This window comes from Methylobacter sp. Wu1, assembly GCF_036553575.1.
Lineage (GTDB): Bacteria > Pseudomonadota > Gammaproteobacteria > Methylococcales > Methylomonadaceae > Methylobacter.
In genome coordinates this window covers 1-18248 of the sequence record NZ_JAZHOC010000073.1, presented here as the reverse complement: position 1 = coordinate 18248, position 18248 = coordinate 1, and the positions used below count along the sequence as shown (strand labels likewise).

At 46.8% G+C, this 18248-nt stretch carries 16 protein-coding genes and 1 tRNA gene; 14 read left to right on the top strand and 3 right to left on the bottom strand.

The window, feature by feature from the left end; translation table 11 throughout:
• Positions 1–71: 71 nt before the first annotated feature.
• The 14 genes from V2P20_RS15815 to V2P20_RS15750 all read left to right on the top strand — a co-directional run bounded on the left by V2P20_RS15815 (position 72) and on the right by V2P20_RS15750 (position 14740).
• Positions 72–1133: a pilus assembly protein PilM gene (locus V2P20_RS15815; protein WP_194968236.1), complete on the top strand. Its 1062-nt coding sequence runs from the start codon at positions 72–74 to the stop codon at positions 1131–1133.
• The gene (locus tag V2P20_RS15810) at positions 1133–1726 is read left to right on the top strand and encodes a PilN domain-containing protein (protein WP_331819982.1); all 594 of its coding nucleotides are present in this window, start codon (positions 1133–1135) and stop codon (positions 1724–1726) included. The genes V2P20_RS15815 and V2P20_RS15810 overlap by 1 nt, the downstream gene beginning before the upstream one ends.
• The gene (locus tag V2P20_RS15805; RefSeq protein ID WP_331819980.1) at positions 1707–2357 is read left to right on the top strand and encodes a type 4a pilus biogenesis protein PilO; all 651 of its coding nucleotides are present in this window, start codon (positions 1707–1709) and stop codon (positions 2355–2357) included. The genes V2P20_RS15810 and V2P20_RS15805 overlap by 20 nt, the downstream gene beginning before the upstream one ends.
• The gene (locus tag V2P20_RS15800) at positions 2357–2917 is read left to right on the top strand and encodes a pilus assembly protein PilP (RefSeq protein WP_194968239.1); all 561 of its coding nucleotides are present in this window, start codon (positions 2357–2359) and stop codon (positions 2915–2917) included. The genes V2P20_RS15805 and V2P20_RS15800 overlap by 1 nt, the downstream gene beginning before the upstream one ends.
• A gap of 16 nt (positions 2918–2933) precedes the next feature.
• Positions 2934–5264 (top strand): type IV pilus secretin PilQ, encoded by a 2331-nt coding sequence (gene pilQ / locus V2P20_RS15795; protein WP_331819976.1) that lies wholly within the window; start codon positions 2934–2936, stop codon positions 5262–5264.
• Positions 5265–5340: 76 nt separating this feature from the next.
• The gene (gene aroK, locus V2P20_RS15790) at positions 5341–5874 is read left to right on the top strand and encodes a shikimate kinase AroK (protein ID WP_331819974.1); all 534 of its coding nucleotides are present in this window, start codon (positions 5341–5343) and stop codon (positions 5872–5874) included.
• Complete coding sequence (gene aroB / locus V2P20_RS15785; protein WP_331819972.1) at positions 5871–6950, top strand: 3-dehydroquinate synthase; 1080 nt, start codon at positions 5871–5873, stop codon at positions 6948–6950. Before aroK ends, aroB begins: the two co-directional genes overlap by 4 nt.
• Positions 6940–8490 carry an ATP-binding protein gene (locus tag V2P20_RS15780; RefSeq protein ID WP_331819970.1) on the top strand — a complete coding sequence of 517 codons (1551 nt, stop codon included), beginning with the start codon at positions 6940–6942 and terminating at the stop codon, positions 8488–8490. The genes aroB and V2P20_RS15780 overlap by 11 nt, the downstream gene beginning before the upstream one ends.
• A gap of 154 nt (positions 8491–8644) precedes the next feature.
• Positions 8645–9712 carry a uroporphyrinogen decarboxylase gene (gene hemE / locus V2P20_RS15775; RefSeq protein WP_331819969.1) on the top strand — a complete coding sequence of 356 codons (1068 nt, stop codon included), beginning with the start codon at positions 8645–8647 and terminating at the stop codon, positions 9710–9712.
• Positions 9713–10066: 354 nt separating this feature from the next.
• Positions 10067–10531, top strand: a complete 465-nt coding sequence (locus V2P20_RS15770) for a DUF411 domain-containing protein (protein WP_331819967.1) — start codon at positions 10067–10069, stop codon at positions 10529–10531.
• Positions 10531–11526: a glucokinase gene (gene glk / locus V2P20_RS15765; protein ID WP_331820162.1), complete on the top strand. Its 996-nt coding sequence runs from the start codon at positions 10531–10533 to the stop codon at positions 11524–11526. The genes V2P20_RS15770 and glk overlap by 1 nt, the downstream gene beginning before the upstream one ends.
• A 6-nt stretch (positions 11527–11532) precedes the next feature.
• Complete coding sequence (gene ald / locus V2P20_RS15760) at positions 11533–12633, top strand: alanine dehydrogenase (protein ID WP_331819965.1); 1101 nt, start codon at positions 11533–11535, stop codon at positions 12631–12633.
• A 31-nt stretch (positions 12634–12664) separates the two neighbouring features.
• A tRNA-Thr gene (locus tag V2P20_RS15755) sits at positions 12665–12740 on the top strand.
• Between the two features lie 1013 nt (positions 12741–13753).
• Positions 13754–14740, top strand: coding sequence for a phosphatidylglycerol lysyltransferase domain-containing protein (locus V2P20_RS15750; RefSeq protein ID WP_331819963.1), 987 nt, complete (start codon positions 13754–13756; stop codon positions 14738–14740).
• Here the strand turns inward: V2P20_RS15750 and V2P20_RS15745 are convergent.
• From V2P20_RS15745 to V2P20_RS15735, 3 genes are all read right to left on the bottom strand, one after another.
• A complete protein-coding gene (locus V2P20_RS15745) occupies positions 14719–15603 on the bottom strand; it encodes a CocE/NonD family hydrolase (protein WP_331819961.1) in 885 nt (294 codons plus the stop codon). The genes V2P20_RS15750 and V2P20_RS15745 overlap by 22 nt on opposite strands.
• 559 nt (positions 15604–16162) lie before the next feature.
• The gene (locus tag V2P20_RS15740) at positions 16163–16729 is read right to left on the bottom strand and encodes a hypothetical protein (protein WP_331819959.1); all 567 of its coding nucleotides are present in this window, start codon (positions 16727–16729) and stop codon (positions 16163–16165) included.
• Between the two features lie 184 nt (positions 16730–16913).
• Entirely contained in the window at positions 16914–17900 is a 987-nt protein-coding gene (locus tag V2P20_RS15735; protein ID WP_331819957.1) for a hypothetical protein, read from the bottom strand.
• Between the last annotated feature and the right edge of the window lie 348 nt (positions 17901–18248).

Below are 18248 nucleotides of genomic sequence, written 5' to 3'. Positions count from 1 at the left end.
GCTGAACATACGAGAGACAGGCTTTCAATTTATGCAATACATTCATAATCAAGTTTTCCGAGAGTTAATTCATGAGCTGGTTTAATCAAAAACAGAATGCTGTTCTTGGTGTTGATGTAAGTACAGCTGCAGTAAAGTTACTGGAATTGAGCAAGGTCGGGGCTCGTTACCGGGTCGAGAATTATGCGGTAGCGTCTTTGCCGCAAGACGCGATCATTGATAAAAATATCGCCAATATCGATGTTATAGCTGACGCCATAAAAGTCGCATTAAAGCAGTCCGGATCAAAGCTCAAGCAAGCGGCTGTAGCTGTTGCCGGTTCGGCTGTCATGACAAAAATTATAACCATGCCTGCTTCACTATCCAGCGATGAAATGGAAGAGCAGATCATGGTTGAGGCTGATCAATACATACCTTATTCCCTTGATGAAGTTAATCTCGACTTTGAAGTGCAAGGCGAAAATGAAAATAATCCGGACATGGTCGATGTGCTGCTTGCCGCCTCAAGAAAGGAAAATGTGGACGACCGGGTTGAGGCATTAGCGAAAGCCGGTTTGAAGGCCAGAGTGGTCGATGTAGAGGCATTCGCAATGGAAAACGCATTTACATTGCTCGCCGATCAATTGCCGGATTCATTAGAAGGACGAACCATCGCCATCGCCGACATAGGGGCAACAATGGCCACCTTAAACGTTCTTCATGATTGCCGCACCGTATATACGAGGGAGCAAGGATTTGGAGGGAGGCAGCTGACTGAAGAAATTCAGCGCAGATATGGTTTGTCTTATGAAGAAGCCGGTTTGGCAAAAAAACACGGCGGATTGCCGGACAATTATGCCACTGATGTACTTGAGCCGTTTAAAAGAGCTATGGTGCAGCAAATTGCTCGGTCATTACAGTTCTTTGTCTCGTCAAGTGCGAATAGAGGCATCGACAGCATCATTCTGGCTGGCGGTTGCGCTTCAATTCCCGGTGTAGAAAAGCTGGTTGAACAAAGCTTAGGCGTGCCTACCTACATTGCCAATCCTTTCATCAACATGGCCTTATCCAATCGAGTGAAACCGCAGGTATTGAGTAATGATGCTCCGGCAATGATGATTGCCTGCGGGTTGGCATTAAGGAGCTTTGACTAATGACAAAGATCAATTTACTTCCTTGGCGCGAAGAGCTGCGTAAGCAAAAGAAGCAGGATTTTATAAATGTGATTGTCTTATCAGTTCTGCTCACGATTGTTGTTCTTGGGCTGGTTCACTTCTATATTGAAGGGCTGAAAGAATACCAGGAGCGAAGAAATAAAATGTTGCAGGATGAAATAGCGTTGCTGGACAAAAAAATTCAGGAAATCAAGGATATTGAAGAGAAAAAAAGCAAGTTGCTGGCAAAAATTGATGTGATTCAGCGATTGCAGGAAAGTCGTCCGGAGATTGTGCATTTATTCGATGAAATCGCTCGAACGACACCTGAAGGCGTCTTTCTTACCAAATTCACCCAAACCGCATCCGACCTGACTTTTGATGGCAAGTCGCAATCGAATGCGAGAGTTTCCGCTTTCATGCGCGCGATAGATATATCGCCTTGGCTGCAAATTCCAAAGCTTGATGTGATTCAGTCGAAGGACAAAACCAATTCTGAACAGTTAAGTGATTTCACAATGCATGCGAAGCAGGGCAAGCAAAAGGCCGAAGACGTGAATGGGGAGGTGACCAATGAATCTGTCAGACATTAATTGGGATTTTAACGCGGCCGGCACATGGCCATCACCCATCAAGGCCGCAATCGTTTTACTGATATGTTCTGTAGTGGCCGGCGGAGGTGTTTACTATGACACCGTTGACCAGTTAGAGGAGCTTGAAAATATTGAGCAGCAGGAGAAGGAGTTAAGGCTATCGTTTGAAACGAAACAAAAAAAAGCAGTCAATCTCCAGGATTACCGGGATCAGTTAGCGCAAATTGAAGTTTCATTACATGAAATGCTCAGGCAGATGCCCACTAAGGAAGAAGTAGCAAGCCTGCTTATTGATATTTCACAGACAGGATTGGCGAGCGGCCTGGAATTCAGATTGTTTAAACCGGCCGCTGCCGTGAACAAAGATTTTTACTCGGAGTTGCCGATTAATATTGAGGTAATAGGGAAATACGAGGAATTGGGCTTGTTTGTAAGTGGGGTGGCTGCTCTACCCAGAATTGTGACCGTGCATGATGTCAATATTGTTCCTATCGATAAGAGCAAAAGCAAAGATAAGGACAAAGACAAGTATGAAGCGGGGGACATGTTGATGAATGCGACGATAAAGACCTATAACGAAAACGTTGATAAAGCGGTCTCCAGCGTCAAGAAGAGAAGGGGGAAAAAATAATGGGACGCAAAGGTTTGCCATTATTGATTAGCAGGCGGACGGGTATACAGATAAGCTGCACCGTTTTTCTCATTCTATTGGCAGGGTGCGGAAACGACGATTTTTCAGATCTGAATCGTTATATCTCCGAAGTGAAAGCCAGGCCTAAAGGTCCGATTGAGCCATTGCCCGAAATCAAAGTTGTTGAGCCATTCATCTTTAAGCCGGAGGGGTTGCGTGACCCATTCAGGCCGCTGGAACAGACTGAGCAGGCGGACGGGGCGGATGTTGGAACAGGTAGCGGTATAAAACCCGATACTTCCCGCCGTAAAGAAGAGCTGGAGGCGTTCTCTCTGGACAGTTTAAGAATGGTAGGCACTGTGGTTATGAAGTCAGGTTTGTGGGGGCTGATAAAAGCAAGTGACGGTACGATTCATCGCGTTCGGGTTGGGAATTATATGGGAAAAAATTATGGAAAAATTATACGGATATCCAACGATAAAATTGAACTGACGGAAATCGTTCCTGACAAGCCGGGATCATGGCGCGAACAATCCGCTTCATTAGCTTTGTCAGAGTGATTTCGAGGATAACAAAATGAATAATAAACATAGTGACATTATGTTGAATAGAATGGGACGTTCCCTATGGGCGCGCATCGGCTTAAGCTTATTTTTATTTATATTCCAAATTGCAACCGCGCAAGCCGGTGGCGTATCCGTTCAGGGTATAGATATCGCGACCTTGCCCGGCGATAAACTACAGATACAATTGGAAATGAACGGTGCAGTCGTTGAACCTAAAGTCTTTCATACGGATAATCCTGCCAGGATTGCCCTGGATTTTCCTGGAGTGAAAAATGCGTTGGATAAAAAGGAATATCCGATAAACCAAGGGGCCGCACGTAACATTTACGTGGCGGAAGGGGCCGATAGAGTGCGTATTGTACTCAATCTGGTTGAATCCGTGCCTTTTGATACCAAAGTGATCGGCAATAAAGTGCAGCTTACTTTAACCAGCGCAAAAGCAGTAATGCCTGAACGGTCTGCTCCGGTTGTTCAAAAGCCTGCAACAACTTTAGTATCCAGTTTAATGCCTGAACAGGTTATCCGGGGGCTGGATTTCAAGCGCGGAGAAAGAGGCGAAGGGCGCATACTGGTCTCTTTGGCAAATCCCAATACCATCGTAAACAGCAAGGAAGAAGGCGGGAAAGTTGTTATCAGTTTCCTGAATACGCAATTGCCGGGTAATCTGGAGAAAAAACTCGATGTATCCGATTTTGCAACACCGGTTAGGTCTATCGATGCTGTTTCGTCAAACAATGATTCCGCCATTACAGTGTCGCTACAAAATAGTCTTTATGATTATTCACTTTTTCAGTCAGAAGGATTATTGACTGTTGAGTTCAGACCAATAACTGCCGAAGAAAAAGAAGCGGTTGACAAAAAGAGAGCGAAATACACCGGTGACAGGTTGTCTTTGAATTTTCAGGAGATCGATGTTCGTAGCGTTATTGCGGTCTTGGCTGAATTTACCGGGCAGAATGTGGTTGCCGGTGACGACGTTACTGGAACCGTTACCTTGAAACTGGATGATGTGCCCTGGGATGAAGCTCTGGACTTCATCATGATGACCAAGGATCTGGAAAAGTATGAGACAGGCAATGTCACATTGATTGCGCCACAAGGCAAGATTAAGAAATATAAGGAAGAACAGCAAAAAACAGAGACTGTCGTTGAACAGTTAGAGCCTTTAGTAACCGAATACCTCAAAATTAATTATGCTAAAGCAGAGGACTTTAGAAACTTATTGTATGGGCAAGATGCCAGTGCCGTAGGTAGCTGTTCCCGTATTACCAAGTCAGAGCTTGAATCATCCGGCGGCAATCAAAGCCAAAATCAAGGTCAAAATCAATACCAAAATCAATTCCAAAACCCATTCCAGAACCAAGGTCAAAACCAAGGTCAAAATCAGGGTTTCGGAGACCTGGGAAATAATTTAGGCTCTAATAATGATCGCTTGGTGTTGCTCTCCGCTCGAGGATCTGCAGTTGTAGATTCAAGAACCAACACGCTGATTGTGCGCGAAACAGCAAAACGTCTGGAAGAAGTAAAGAAATTGATACGCAAGCTGGATATTCCGGTGCGCCAGGTTATGATTGAATCAAGAATCGTCATCGCATCCAATACATTTGCGAAAGAACTGGGCGTGAGGTTTGGTGTTGCAAAACAGGCCGAAGCCGGTTCCGGCAAGGTATTCGCTGTTGGCGGCCGGGGAACCCGAGGCAACGGCAATGCTCAAGTCGATGAGGATGGCAACATTGGTACGCTAAATGATGCGCTGGTGGATCTGGCTACAACGTCTAATCCTTATGGCGCTTTAGGCATGACCTTGGCAAGAGGTGCGGATTATGTGTTAAATCTTGAATTGTCGGCGTTGCAGGACCAAGGGCGCGGCGAACTCATCTCCAATCCGAGAGTCATGACCTCTGACCGCTGCTTGGCAGTGATTCAACAGGGCGCCAAAATTCCTTACTTGTCTTCAAGCGCTAATACCGGAACAAATACCGTATTCGTTGACGCTGTGCTGCAATTGGGCGTATTGCCCCAGATAACGCCTAACGGTAGTGTGATCATGGGCTTATATATCACTAAAAATACGCTGGGCGAAGAAGCGACAGAACTTGGCGACCGTATGATTGACAAGCGGGAACTTAGAACCAGCGTGCAAGTGAACGATGGCGAGACGGTTGTACTTGGCGGTGTCTTTGAAGAAGAGATAAATAACGATACTAACAAAGTGCCGTTTTTTGCGGACCTGCCTGGCATAGGCTTCCTGTTTAAGCGTACATTCAATCAGGATGATAAAAGGGAGTTGCTGATTTTTGTAACACCAAAAATTGTCAAAGACGCATTATCATCTTATTGATAGCTTCTACTTGGAGCAAAAAGGGGGCATAATGCCCCCTTTTTTTATGCTTAAATCTTAAAGAGTCAAGTAACTCATGACGCAATCAGAAAATATCTATTTAATTGGTCTCATGGGTGCCGGGAAAACCACTATAGGCCGGCAGTTGGCGAAGGCGCTCAAATTGCCTTTTTATGACAGCGATAAAGCGATTGAAGAAAGCACGGGCGTAGACATCTCTACTATTTTCGAATTTGAAGGCGAGGAAGGATTCAGGGATCGCGAACAGAAGATGATCCAACAGCTAACGCAAAAGGAAGGCATTGTGCTGGCTACCGGCGGCGGTGCAATTTTGCGGGAACAGAACCGCAAGCTATTGAAGGAAAATGGTTTTGTTGTTTACTTGCAATGCTCGGTGGAAAGAATTCTGGAAAGGACACGCAGAGATTCCCAACGACCATTATTACAGACTGATAACCCTAGAGGGCGGCTAGAAAACTTGTTTGCGCAGCGTGAGCCTCTCTACTTGTCATGTGCCGACTATAAAATTGATACCAGTGTGATGCAAAGCAAAACAGTTGTTAACCATATACTGGAAAAATACAGATCTGTTAATCGTTTACGTAAATGAAAAAATTACTTGTACAGTTAGACGACCGTAGTTATCCGATATATATAGGCTCCGGTTTATTGAACCGTCCGGAACTCTTAACTCAGCATATAAAATCCAGGCAGGTTCTGGTTGTTACTAATGAAACCATAGCGCCATTATATCTGGATGCGATTTTAAAGAATTTGCAGAGCTATATTGTTGAAACGGTGGTTTTGCCGGATGGCGAGCAATATAAAACTTTAGATTTTGTCGCCAGGATCTTTGATAAGTTACTGGCCGGCAAATTTAGCCGAAACGCGACCTTGATCGCTCTGGGCGGCGGCGTCATAGGGGATATGGGCGGCTTTGCCGCAGCCTGTTACCAAAGAGGCATTCCTTTCCTTCAAATACCGACAACCTTGCTGGCGCAGGTTGATTCTTCAGTGGGCGGAAAAACCGGTGTCAATCATGCGCTGGGAAAAAACATGATCGGTGCTTTTTATCAGCCGCAGTGCGTTATTGCCGATGCCGATGTTTTGGATACGCTGGATGACCGTCAACTGTCAGCCGGTCTGGCGGAAGTGATAAAATATGGCTTGATCAGGGATGCGGAATTTTTTGTGTGGCTGGAAAATAACATGGATGCGCTGCTGGCAAGAGATAAGCAGGCGCTTGCCTTTGTCATTGAACGGTCCTGTATCAACAAAGCTGAAGTTGTCGTTGAAGATGAAACAGAATCAGGGGTCAGGGCCACATTAAATTTGGGTCATACTTTTGGTCATGCAATTGAAACAGGCGTAGGCTATGGTCAATATTTGCATGGCGAAGCCGTAGCCATCGGTACCTGTCAGGCGGCCGACCTTTCCAGAAGAAAAGGCTGGCTGAATGACGCGGATGTGGCAAGAATAATGGCGCTTTTCAAAAGAGCCAAATTACCTGTCAATCCACCGAAAGAAATTGACTCGCAAAGATTCCTTGAATTAATGGCGGTTGACAAGAAAAATGTAGACGGTCAAATAAGGTTGATTCTGCTGAAGAAAATTGGTGAAGCAACCTTGCCAACAGACATAAATCAAGAACTATTAGAAGTAACGCTTAAAACCTATGGTAGATAATGATACCTTTACGTATCATCTGAAAAAGTCGGCGGACAAACCAGTCGATACGACCGCTCGCTCTCTGATAACGCAGGAACGAACTCAGAAGCTTGAGTTACTGACTCATCTGCTTGCCAACTTAACACAGCCTCTTATCGTCTGCGGGCCGGAAGGCATCGGTAAAACCACTTTGCTGAGAGTCTTGCAAGAGCGCAAGGTTGACTCCTGGCTGTATTGTCCAATACAGGGCAATGCCGATTTAAGTTTTGAAAAAATTCAGGAGCACATGGCGAAGGCCATCACGCAGGATAAGTCTGACAAGCATGGTCTGGCTTTGGCGACTGCCTTTGACCAGCATGAAAGCCAGAAGAGAAAGGTAATCCTGACCATTGATAATGCAGGTCAGCTAGTACCAGGTCTGGTAACGACAATTATTCAATACGCTGCCTTAAACCCTGTGTTAAGGGTGGTTTTTGTTTTGACGCATGATGAACTGCACATAAAAAGCAGGTCGGACCGGGCTATTGATAATTGCTATTTTATAGAAATACCGCCTTTATCGGAAAAACAATGCGGCGAATTTTTGCAGCATTTATCAACACAGCCCCGGGCGCAAATTTCATTTAATGCCATCAATGAGGACATGGTGGAGGCCATTTATAAGGAAACGCACGGCATTCCTGGGAAAATCATCGCTGAATTGCCCGCTTTGGCAAGCAATCCCAAACCTGGCGGCAATGCCAAATGGATACTGCCGGCTGCCGTAATCGCATTGATTGCCGTAGCGCTCAGTGTGCAGTGGATGAGTTCGCTACCGCGTAAAGAAGATAACGCCTCTACCGGTTCTTCTGCTGGTCAGAAACAGATTGCTATTGAAATAGCGCCGCCATCAACTGTAACTTCGACTGAAAGCGCCAAAAACGGACAGTCTGTGCAACCAGTGCAAACAGAGCCGCAACAGCAGAAATCGATCAATGAAAAGATTTTGACGCAGTCTGAAACGGAAGACGCGCTAGACGATCCAGAGGCATTAGATACGCCAGAGGCGGCAGAAGATGCCTCTGAGGAAATGGATGCGGTTCCGTCCGAACATGACATGGAAAACAGAGGCGCTGCCAATGAGATTCAGCCAATAAACGACAAGCCTGAAAAGCCGGAAGCAGATAAAATTACCAATAGTGCCGAACAGATTGAATCTAAAAAAACGGAAATCAGTGATAAGAAAAAAAATGTAGAGGATGCTATTGTTGTCCCTAGAGAGAAACAGGCAGCAAAGCCTGTCACTCAAGAAAGCGAAAAGCAACCGCCAGTCACGCAGACGGCTAATGGTTACACGCTGCAGCTCATGGTTTTATCCAAACAACAATCGGTAGCGGATGTGCTGAAAAAATACCCGTCGTTGGGGATTAAACAAAGCCGGAAAATAACCAATGGCAAGGAACTCTATGTCCTAATGTATGGTTCTTTTTCCAGTGCGGCGCAGGCGATTCAGGCCCGGAATTCACTGCCGCCAGAGTTTCGCAAAGCCATACCTATAAAAGTGGGTGCAATTAAATAAAGACCTGTGAACCTCGGCGGACAAAAATTGAATAGTTGAGCGGCAGATCTTTCGAATTTCTATGCTTCAGTGTGTTTAGGATAAACAGCATTCCTTGAGTGTTAGTATCTTGTGACTGAAGATAAATCTAAACCGGAAAAATCGATATAAAGCAATGACAGAATTAAAAAACGACACCTTGATCAGAGCTCTTTTAAAGCAACCTGTTGATCGAACGCCGGTCTGGATGATGCGTCAAGCGGGACGATATCTGCCTGAATATAGAAAAGTCAGGGAGCAGGCCGGCAGTTTTTTAAATCTTTGCACCAATCCTGAGCTGGCGTGTGAAGTCACTCTGCAACCGTTGCGGCGGTTCGATTTCGATGCGGCCATTCTGTTCTCCGATATATTGACTGTTCCTGATGCAATGGGGCTGGGGCTTTATTTCACGGAAGGCGAAGGCCCTAAATTTAAAAATCCGGTAAGAACGGCTGAAGATATCAACAAATTGCCGATTCCAGACCCGGAGGTGGAGTTGCGCTATGTGGTGGATGCCGTTCGACTGATAAGAAAATCGCTGCAGGGCAATGCGCCGCTCATCGGATTTTCGGGCAGCCCTTGGACATTGGCCACTTATATGGTTGAAGGCGGCAGCAGCAAAAGCTTTCATAAGGTCAAAGGCCTGATGTATGAGCAGCCCAGGTTAATGCATGTCATGCTCGATAAATTGGCTCAGTCAGTAGCAGCCTATTTAAATGCCCAGATCGAAGCGGGCGCCCAGGCTGTCATGCTGTTTGACACATGGGGAGGAATGCTGACTTCCGAAGACTATACCGAGTTCTCCTTACATTATGCCAAGCAGGTCAGATCATTGCTGAACACCACTATAAACGGACAGCAGATTCCGACAATCTTATTTACCAAAGGCGGCGGCCTCTGGCTGGAAGCCATGGCTGAGGCCGGTTATGATGCATTGGGTCTGGATTGGCAGACAGATATACAGCAGGCCCGCGCCAGAGTTGGTGATCGAGTGGCTCTGCAAGGCAATATGGACCCGGTTTCACTCTATGCGAGCTCTGAGGTTATTACCGAAAAAGTAAAAACCGTTTTGCAAAAGTATGGTTCTGGCTCAGGCCATGTGTTCAATCTGGGGCACGGAATTCTGCCCGATATTAACCCGGATCATGTTAAAGCAATGGTGGATGCCGTACGCAAGTACAGTCCAGCCTATCATCAATCATAATTTTTTAAACGGCAGCGTTTTTACTGGATTGGCCGGTCTGCTTGACTGAAAAACGACAATTTCTTCAAGCCACCGAAAACAAGATGGATACAAAAAAAATTCGTTTGGTCTTAAGGTTAAGATTTTCATCAGCGCATGAGATTCTTAATGAGATACTTAAAACAGAGGGCTTAAAAGCAGGATTTTTGAATTTACCCGCTATCTAGAGCGCTGTTAGCGCTGTTAGTGTAATAAAGACACAGAACATTTATGGACGACTTATTTTTTGAAGAACCGAAAAATCATTTGGCCGGTCAATAAAGAACCATGGTCAAACACATCGGTAATGAAGTTGGAAAATTAAGAGGTTAGCTTATGAAGTTGTTAAATATATTTCTGGCAATAGGGTTGCTTAGTGTAAATGCCGGTGTGAAAGCTGAGAATGTCGAATCGGCCAAGCCTGTTGACATTGTGGTTTACAGAAGTCCTACATGCGGCTGCTGTGGAAAATGGCTGGAACATCTGAAACAAAATAACTTTAATGTCAAAGATATCGTTACCAGTGAAGTTCAGACCATAAAAGACAAGCATGGCGTGCCAAATGAAATGGCTTCCTGTCATACGGCTCTGGTGAATGGCTATGTTATTGAAGGGCATGTGCCAGCGAATGATATCAATACACTTTTGAAGACGAAGCCGAAGGTGGTAGGAATAGCGGTTCCAGGCATGCCGGCCGGCACGCCCGGCATGGAAATGGGCGGCAGAAAAGATCCTTACCAAGTGGTAAGCTTCGATAGCGAAAAGCATTACCAGGTATTCAACAGTTACGAGAACAAGTGATGATCCTCGCCGGCGATATAGGTGGCACCAAAACAATCCTGGCATTATATGAAGTTGAAGGCGGCAACTGGCGCTGTATCAAAAAAGAACAGTTCCCCAGTTCCGCCTATCAGAGCTTCAACAAAATACTGGATTTATTTTTAAGCGATGCTGAGCCTATTCAAGTATCGGCAGCCTGTATCGGCGTGGCCGGCCCCATAGTGGACGGTAACTGCACAACAACCAATCTTCCGTGGGTATTAATTAAAACCGAAATCGGCAGCCAATTGCGTACCCAGAATGTCAAATTGTTAAATGACTTGGAGTCCACCGCATGGGGTGTGCTGGAAATGCCCGAACATAATTTCGTCGGGCTTAATCCGCACGCAGAGCCGCGAGAAGGCCATCTAGCCATTGTTGCGGCGGGCACGGGCTTGGGTGAATCAATAATTACATGGGATGGTGCAAAGCATTATGTCATGGCAACAGAAGGCGGTCATACGGATTTTGCACCTGGTACGGAGCAGGAAATAGCGTTGCTCCATTACCTAAGGGAAAAATATCCCGAGCATGTCAGTTACGAAAGATTATTATCCGGAGAAGGATTGATAAATATTTATCAATTTCTTAAAAAAAATGATTGGGCATCTGCTCAACCCGATATTGAGCAACAAATGACCAAGCGCGATCCAGCTGCAGTTATCGGCGAAGCCGGAGTTGCTGGAAGCGATGCGTTATGCGTGGAAGCATTAAACATTTTTTGCAGGATATACGGTGCGGAAGCGGGCAATCTTGCGCTTAAGTGCCTGCCCTATGCCGGCGTTTATCTCGCCGGCGGAATAGCATCGAAAATTTTGCCCTTTCTACAAAAGGGAGCATTTATGCAGGGTTTTCTGGCTAAAGGGCGATATCGTCCAGTGCTGGAAAAAATACCCGTTAAAGTTTGCACCAACCCTGAAGCGGCTCTTTTAGGCGCGGCAAGCTATGCCATAAAACAGCTGAACGAAAATAATTGATAAACAATGAAAATCGGCATTCCTAAAGAAATTAAAGAAAAAGAAAGCAGGGTTGCTATTACGCCTGAAGCTGCCAGGCATCTGATACAAAAAGGACACTCTGTTCTGGTTGAGATCGATGCCGGGCTGGGGTCCGGTTTTAGCAATGCTCAATATGAGCAGGCAGGTGCGCAGCTGGTTTCTGCCGCCACTGCCTGGGCGGCCGATATGGTTGTAAAAGTCAAGGAGCCTCTGGAGCCAGAATATCAGTATCTGGATAGACAAATTGTGTTTACCTTTTTTCATCTGGCCGGCGTGTCGCCTGCATTGACTTTGGAGCTATTAAAAAAAGGCACAACCGCAATTGCCTATGAAACGCTGGAAGATGAACAAGGGCGATTGCCAATCCTTGCGCCGATGAGCGCTGTTGCCGGTAACATGGCGATATTAATGGGCAGTTATTATCTTGCCAAATTCAATCAGGGAAAGGGAATACAGTTAGGCAAGGTATTAGGCAGACGGCATGGCAAGGTTGTTATCGTTGGTGATGGTGTGGTTGGTCAACATGCCGCGCAAGTCGCCTGTGCGATGGGGGCTGATGTGTTTGTTGCAAGCATAGACTTGGCGGCAATGCAGAAACTGAAAGAAACCGTATTGCCGGAAGTGAATTTCTTTCTGTCCAATAAAGAAAATATCGAGAAGCATATTGTAGATGCCGATTTAGTGGTAGGGGCCGTGCTTTGCCGCGGAGCCAAGGCGCCTAAAATAATCAGCGAAGATATGATCAAGTCAATGGCCGAAGGGACGGTTGTTGTCGATGTCAGCATCGACCAGGGCGGATGCATAGAGACATCAAGACCTACAACGCATTCGGATCCGGTCTTTATAAAACATGGCGTGATACATTACTGCGTGACCAATATGCCTGGCGCTTATCCAAGAACATCAACTATCGCGTTAGTTGATGCTACGCTACCGTATATTGCAAAGATAGCAGATGCTGAATTGTCATCTTTAAAGTTTGACAGAGAACTCGCCAAGGCAATTAATGTATTTGATGGTAAAATTACGTGCAAAGCAGTGGCAGAAGGGCTGGGAATGATGGACCAGTATCAGCCATTAGATTAGCTTTTTAAGCTTTTATAATTTTCTTCTTAAAGCCGATGTAGCTCAGTCGGTAGAGCAACTGATTCGTAATCAGTAGGTCGCGGGTTCGAATCCCGCCATTGGCTCCATAAAATCAATAACTTATCTTAAATTAGATGCTGGCTTTTCTTGCCAGTGTCTATATTATTTAAGGGATTCAGTTTTTTGCTTCCTCTCAGTGTTCCGGCGCAGGGTCGCTATATCGCATAGTCATGTTCAAGTTGCCATGCCCTAGCTCGTAGGGTGCGCTGAACGCAGTGATGCGCATCGATCGCGAACGGTGCGGTTCGTACCTCACCGCATCCTACCGCGCTAGCGCGGTCTCAACAAGCAGATAAAATTATTCTATTGACACTGCTAAATTGGAAGACAGATACCTATTTGTCAACTGACCTTATTTATGATGTATCGATGACCGTTTTTGACTCACAAGGTCATGAATTGACAACAAAGCGCTTGCAAGATACTGACCTTCTTGGAAAGAAGTACTTAAGCTCTGAATCGATGGAGGCTGAACTAGCTCCAATAGCATTTGAAAAAAAATAGAAGAATTGTTTGGCGGCAATATTTCGGGACTGTTGTCTAGTAATTGATAGCCATCCAATCTTGCAATCAGTTATCGAAGTAATATCGGTCTTTGACGGTTGCTGTCAATGGGGCATCACTAGGCAAAAAAAGCCCTTGATTAAAAGGGCTTACTTAGAGGGGTCAATGATAACAATTATGCAAAATAGTGCATTAACTACTAACATTATCAAAGACAACTTCTTGTCTAAAAAATTCCTTAAATTTTCATCAAAAAATACTTAATAAGCGATAGTCGCTTTAGAAACTTGATGTATTGCTGCGCCAAGTAAGCGAGATGACATACTTTCAACGGCAGGGTCGAAGCAATGAATAAGAAATTCAAGATGAATACTGTCGAATGCTTTCATTATGATGGAGCCGAAGTACACAAACAGTAACCAGGCGCCTACTTGATGAGCTATAGTTTCAATGCCAAGTTGCATGCCATTGGCCGCGTCTCGCCTTTTTTGTCTGCGCCTTAAACTTATGTCATTCTTGTTTACTCTAATGTCGCTATCGATATTTAATCACCCCTATGACTAAACCGCTTTCAGCCGCTGTGGACTTGGTCCGGCAGTATGGCGGCCCCGTGTCGCACATTGCTCTGGATCCCTCACGCAGCATCTTTCGCACTCCTGCCGTTGACGGGCTGATTAACTTTTTACTCGTGTGCAGGTGTGCTGTTGTGCAGGGCGATCCGATCTGCGCGCCGGAAAATAAAGCCTGCTTGGCTGATGCTTTTGCAGACTATTGCGCAGGCAAAGGCTGGTCGATCTTGTATGTCACGGCAACGGTCAGCATGCAAGCCTATGCCCATGAGCGCGGATATGCCTCGATGGAGTTTGCTAGTTTGCTGATAGCCGATCCTCAGAACGATCCTGAGGCAGGCCCGCAGGCCCGCCATCTGCGCCAGCACCTCAATCATGTGCGGCGGACGAGCGTGACCGTGCGCGAGTGCTTGGGGGAACCTGATGCGCAGATGGAAGCACAGGCAGAGGCAGCTTGCAAGGCTTGGCGGAGGGCTCGCCATGGGCCTCAGATGTATCTGGGCCAGCCACGACTTTTCGATGATAAAGTGGGCAGGCGCTGGTTTATTGCCGAACAGGCGGGCGAGGTGGTCGGCTTTCTCTCCATGCTGCAAGTGGGCTGCACAGGGTGCCAGCGCCTGATCAACCTCGTGTTTTCCACGCCTGCGGCCCCACTCTATACCAACGAACTTATGATAGTCACTGCCCTGCGGGCACTACGCGAAGAGGGTATTGGTTCGGTCTGCCTGGGAGTTGGGCCGCTGGAAAAACTGGGGCGGATTGAGGGTTGCAGTGCCATGGCTGAGTGGCTGTCTCGCAAGCTTTACCACTTGTTTGCGACTAAGCTAATTCATCAGCACGGCAAGACGGTATTCTGGGAAAAATTCCGCGTGGCGCAAAGAGAGCCTTTATATCTGCTTTTCCAATCGCCTCGCATCGGGCTAAGGGAACTTTACGCTTTATCGCGGGCTGTTCATTTTTCCTTGACTGGATAAGCTTGCGCCACGCGGATGGTGGCCTGGCTGGACATCGGCATTGGCAAGGCCGGTCCACCCTGGAGATGCTGGAGGAAAAAACCAACAGTCGCGCGCCTTGCTGTGATGCGCACTTGGCGCGAATCCGCCGTGCCGCTGCGGCATATGCCGTAGCCGAATCGGTCCGGCTCGTCCAGCATCTGCACATGGTCAGCATCCCGCAGCGTCAGTTCGATGGTTCCAGTCGGCGCCCGTTCGAAGAACCGCAGGTAATTAGTCGCTAGCGGCGCGCAGATACTGGATGCGTGCCAAGCGACTTCCGCGCCGATCAGCAGTAAAGGGGCCTTCAAGCTGGCAAGCGGGCCGTGCACTACCGAGACGCTGCCGTTGTCGTCGGGATCGATGGCCACTACACCAGCAAATCCGCCGTATTGTGCGGCCGCAAGCATCGCATCTTTGCCGCCCATTGAATGGCCGGCGATGCCAATTTTTCCCGGATTGGCTCCTTGAGCCAGGACTAGCCAGTCAGCGATTACTTTCGCATCGTGGGAAAGTTCGAGGTCGCTTCTGAACAGCGAATACCAACTGCGCACGGCCACGACAAAGCCACGGGAGGCGAGTGCACGGGCGTAACTTTCATACTGGTCGTCAGAAGCCATGCGGCCTGGCAGGAAAACAATAGCAGGCGCCGGTTGTTGTGGATGGGTGGGTTTGTACAGCACGACCTCCAAGCTCTCGCCTTGATGCAGAACTTCGACCCGCGAGGAGTCAACCCGCTGCAGGCCAAGGCCGGCCAAGTCGTTTTTCGACAGGCCTACCGCATCGGTTGCAAGCGTATCGAGTGATGGGTGTTTCCAGAAGTCATTGCTGTTGACGGTCGACAAAAGCAGACTTGTGGCAAGAATGAGTAGGGAAAAACAACGATAGTGGAGCATCGTTGATGAGTATATATGAATACCCGATGAGGAGGAAGAAATATACAGAGACACCACAAGGCAAGAGTGCGCTCTTTACCTGTTACCCTTGCAATAATCTTCTCGCGGACGTGCCCGGCTTCGAGCGGATGCTGTTGGGCGAGGCGAACTGACAGAGAGGTCGTGAAAAGGGCATAAGCCTTCCGTGCCATGGATTTCTGTTCCAGATTATTTCCTCCACAAAATTCATTAATTTCGCGGGCGTCGGAAGCTTCTCGAAAATGGTATGACACAGCCCCTGCATGGTGCCTGAAGCGAATTTTTCGGCGGAAGGGATTCGGCCCAATCGGCCTTGTCTTTTACGTGCAGATCTATTGTATTTTCTAATCGAACTGTAAAGCTGTATTCAGTCTACAAGTGAGAAGCTTTTACAAAATTTTCAGGCTGAATCTAACCCGACAGACACTGCCAGTAAAGTCAGTGTCTGCCAGATCAGGTCTGAACCTTTAAATGCAGTAAGATTTAATTGTCATCTATCAATCACCAGGGAAATGTCATCAATCTGCCATTGGCCTGCTGGAGTAGGGATCATTCGGACTCGAAGCTGATGAACTCCTGCTGTGGGAACTATATAGGTACATTGCGTGACAGCGCTCACCCATCCATCAAGTACATTAGGGGTGCCATTGCCGGATACGAATACATTGTTTGAACCAGACGGCGGGCAAACAGTTGGGCCAGTTGGACCAGCGGGATCTATAAAAACCGTGGAACCCAGCGTGGCCGAAAAATTGCCTAGCCTTGCACCAACGGCATTAAAAATGACGCGTATCAGCGTGTTTGGGCGTGATGTATTAAAGGTGATTGTTTGACCGCCAGCCTGCGGGCCATTGAGGTCGAGGTCTCTTGCGGCGGCGGCATTTTGTGGGCTGTTGTTCTGTGTTGCGAATAAAAGGTCGGCATTAGCCGTGTTAGCTATAAGTCCGAAACCCAGGATCGCCGTCAAGCTACCTAAGTAACGCATTTTCTTATTTATTGATCGTATATTCATGTTTTTACCCTCATCGTTGTATAAAAAGTAAAACAGCGTGATCAAAGTTTTCTCCTTCCTGATCGGTTACTTATCTAGCCTTGTCCCTGTAAGTCTTACTCGGCGTTTTGCGGTGTCCATTCGAATTGAGTATCCATCTTCGGATTGAGTATCCATCTCTTCCTGATCAGCTACTTATCGAGCCTTGTTCCTATAAGTCTTATTTGGCATCTTGCGGTATCCATTCAGGTTAAGGAGGCATCGTTTGTTCTTGAGATTCCTGGGATTCCTGTTCGCTTGGCTGAGCGGAGGGATCTTCCAGGGATTTCATGAGTTGCGCGGCAAGTTCTGATACTTCCGGATCGTCATCTTTTTGAGCAGTTGCTAGAGTATCCAGGATATCAGATGTTCCGATTAAACCGTTTACGGAGCGGTCGAATAAGCCAGCAAGGGCAATAGAGCGGATTTTCGCAGAAGCATCGTTTTCAGCCAGATCTTTGAGCGTATCTGACGGCAAGTCTATCTGAGCCCGCAGAGCGGCATCCAATGCTTGAATACGGATGAGTTCATCAGGGTCCGTCAGTGCGTTTTTTGCAATTTCGGTTGCAGCGTTGCCTTGCTGCTCAACCATATTGGTAATAGCTGAGGCTCGCTTGTTGATTGAGTCTGCATCCGTTATGTCTTGTATACTCTCATCGGCGCGCGTTGCAATTGACGGAGAAACTGGCGCCAATTTTTTTCCTTGGCCTTGCGGATAGACCCAAACAGTTGCCAGGCGGGTCGATTTGGCGTCGTCTCGGGTGTAAAAGAAAAAGATATCATAATTCTCAAAAAGCCGGTGCAAGCCCTGCTCTATAGAAAGATCGTGAAACTGGATTGTGGTTGTTGGATTTGCTATGGCTTCGCTCATTACAATAGTAATCCCTGATTGTTGGGCGATTTTATACGCAATGTCTTGAAGCGGATGTCTGGAGGCCTCAAGGCTTAAGTGGTTAGATCTGAATAGAACATAAAAGGGCGATGGATTGGCCGGTTGAGCGGTATTGTTTGGGATCTTATCTTGAACTACTGAGCCCGATGCAGAGTCAGAATGAGGTAGGGCGGACACCCGGGAGGAGTTGGCGGCACCAGAGTCTCTCGTTGTTTGTTCTGTTACCGGGCTTGGCAGATCTGGCCACAGCCAAGATATGAAGCCAATGGTCATAGCCGATATGATCACAATCTTTATTGTTTTCATAAGGAAACCTCCATCTAACAGGCGCGGGGTCAAATTCTCCTTTACTTAACGTACCGCGTAGCCGACTGACTGCGGGCGACACACAGGTTGCAGTCCGAATTGATGTGATGGTTAGTTATTGATGTCGTGCCAAGTTAAATTCCTATGCTTTTATGGCTATTATTCATGTTTTTAAGCGGATTTCTATTCGTGCTTTTACTGTCTAGCTAAGCAAATATTGGAACGATAGGCGGTAATGGGTCAAATATGTGATTTGCTCATATAATATGGAGCATGACCTGTTATCAAGAAATTACCTGCCCGGATTGTGGCAGCAACCAAATTATGAAGTCCGGCCGTAGTGCATCG

Bases quoted from the DNA above. Each gene is read 5' to 3' on its own strand.
- V2P20_RS15815 (WP_194968236.1), top strand. From the start codon at position 72: ATGAGCTGGTTTAATCAAAAACAGAATGCTGTTCTTGGTGTTGATGTA.
- V2P20_RS15810 (WP_331819982.1), top strand. From the start codon at position 1,133: ATGACAAAGATCAATTTACTTCCTTGGCGCGAAGAGCTGCGTAAGCAA.
- V2P20_RS15805 (WP_331819980.1), top strand. From the start codon at position 1,707: ATGAATCTGTCAGACATTAATTGGGATTTTAACGCGGCCGGCACATGG.
- V2P20_RS15800 (WP_194968239.1), top strand. From the start codon at position 2,357: ATGGGACGCAAAGGTTTGCCATTATTGATTAGCAGGCGGACGGGTATA.
- pilQ (WP_331819976.1), top strand. From the start codon at position 2,934: ATGAATAATAAACATAGTGACATTATGTTGAATAGAATGGGACGTTCC.
- aroK (WP_331819974.1), top strand. From the start codon at position 5,341: ATGACGCAATCAGAAAATATCTATTTAATTGGTCTCATGGGTGCCGGG.
- aroB (WP_331819972.1), top strand. From the start codon at position 5,871: ATGAAAAAATTACTTGTACAGTTAGACGACCGTAGTTATCCGATATAT.
- V2P20_RS15780 (WP_331819970.1), top strand. From the start codon at position 6,940: ATGGTAGATAATGATACCTTTACGTATCATCTGAAAAAGTCGGCGGAC.
- hemE (WP_331819969.1), top strand. From the start codon at position 8,645: ATGACAGAATTAAAAAACGACACCTTGATCAGAGCTCTTTTAAAGCAA.
- V2P20_RS15770 (WP_331819967.1), top strand. From the start codon at position 10,067: ATGAAGTTGTTAAATATATTTCTGGCAATAGGGTTGCTTAGTGTAAAT.
- glk (WP_331820162.1), top strand. From the start codon at position 10,531: ATGATCCTCGCCGGCGATATAGGTGGCACCAAAACAATCCTGGCATTA.
- ald (WP_331819965.1), top strand. From the start codon at position 11,533: ATGAAAATCGGCATTCCTAAAGAAATTAAAGAAAAAGAAAGCAGGGTT.
- V2P20_RS15750 (WP_331819963.1), top strand. From the start codon at position 13,754: ATGACTAAACCGCTTTCAGCCGCTGTGGACTTGGTCCGGCAGTATGGC.
- V2P20_RS15735 (WP_331819957.1), bottom strand. From the start codon at position 17,900: ATGAAAACAATAAAGATTGTGATCATATCGGCTATGACCATTGGCTTC.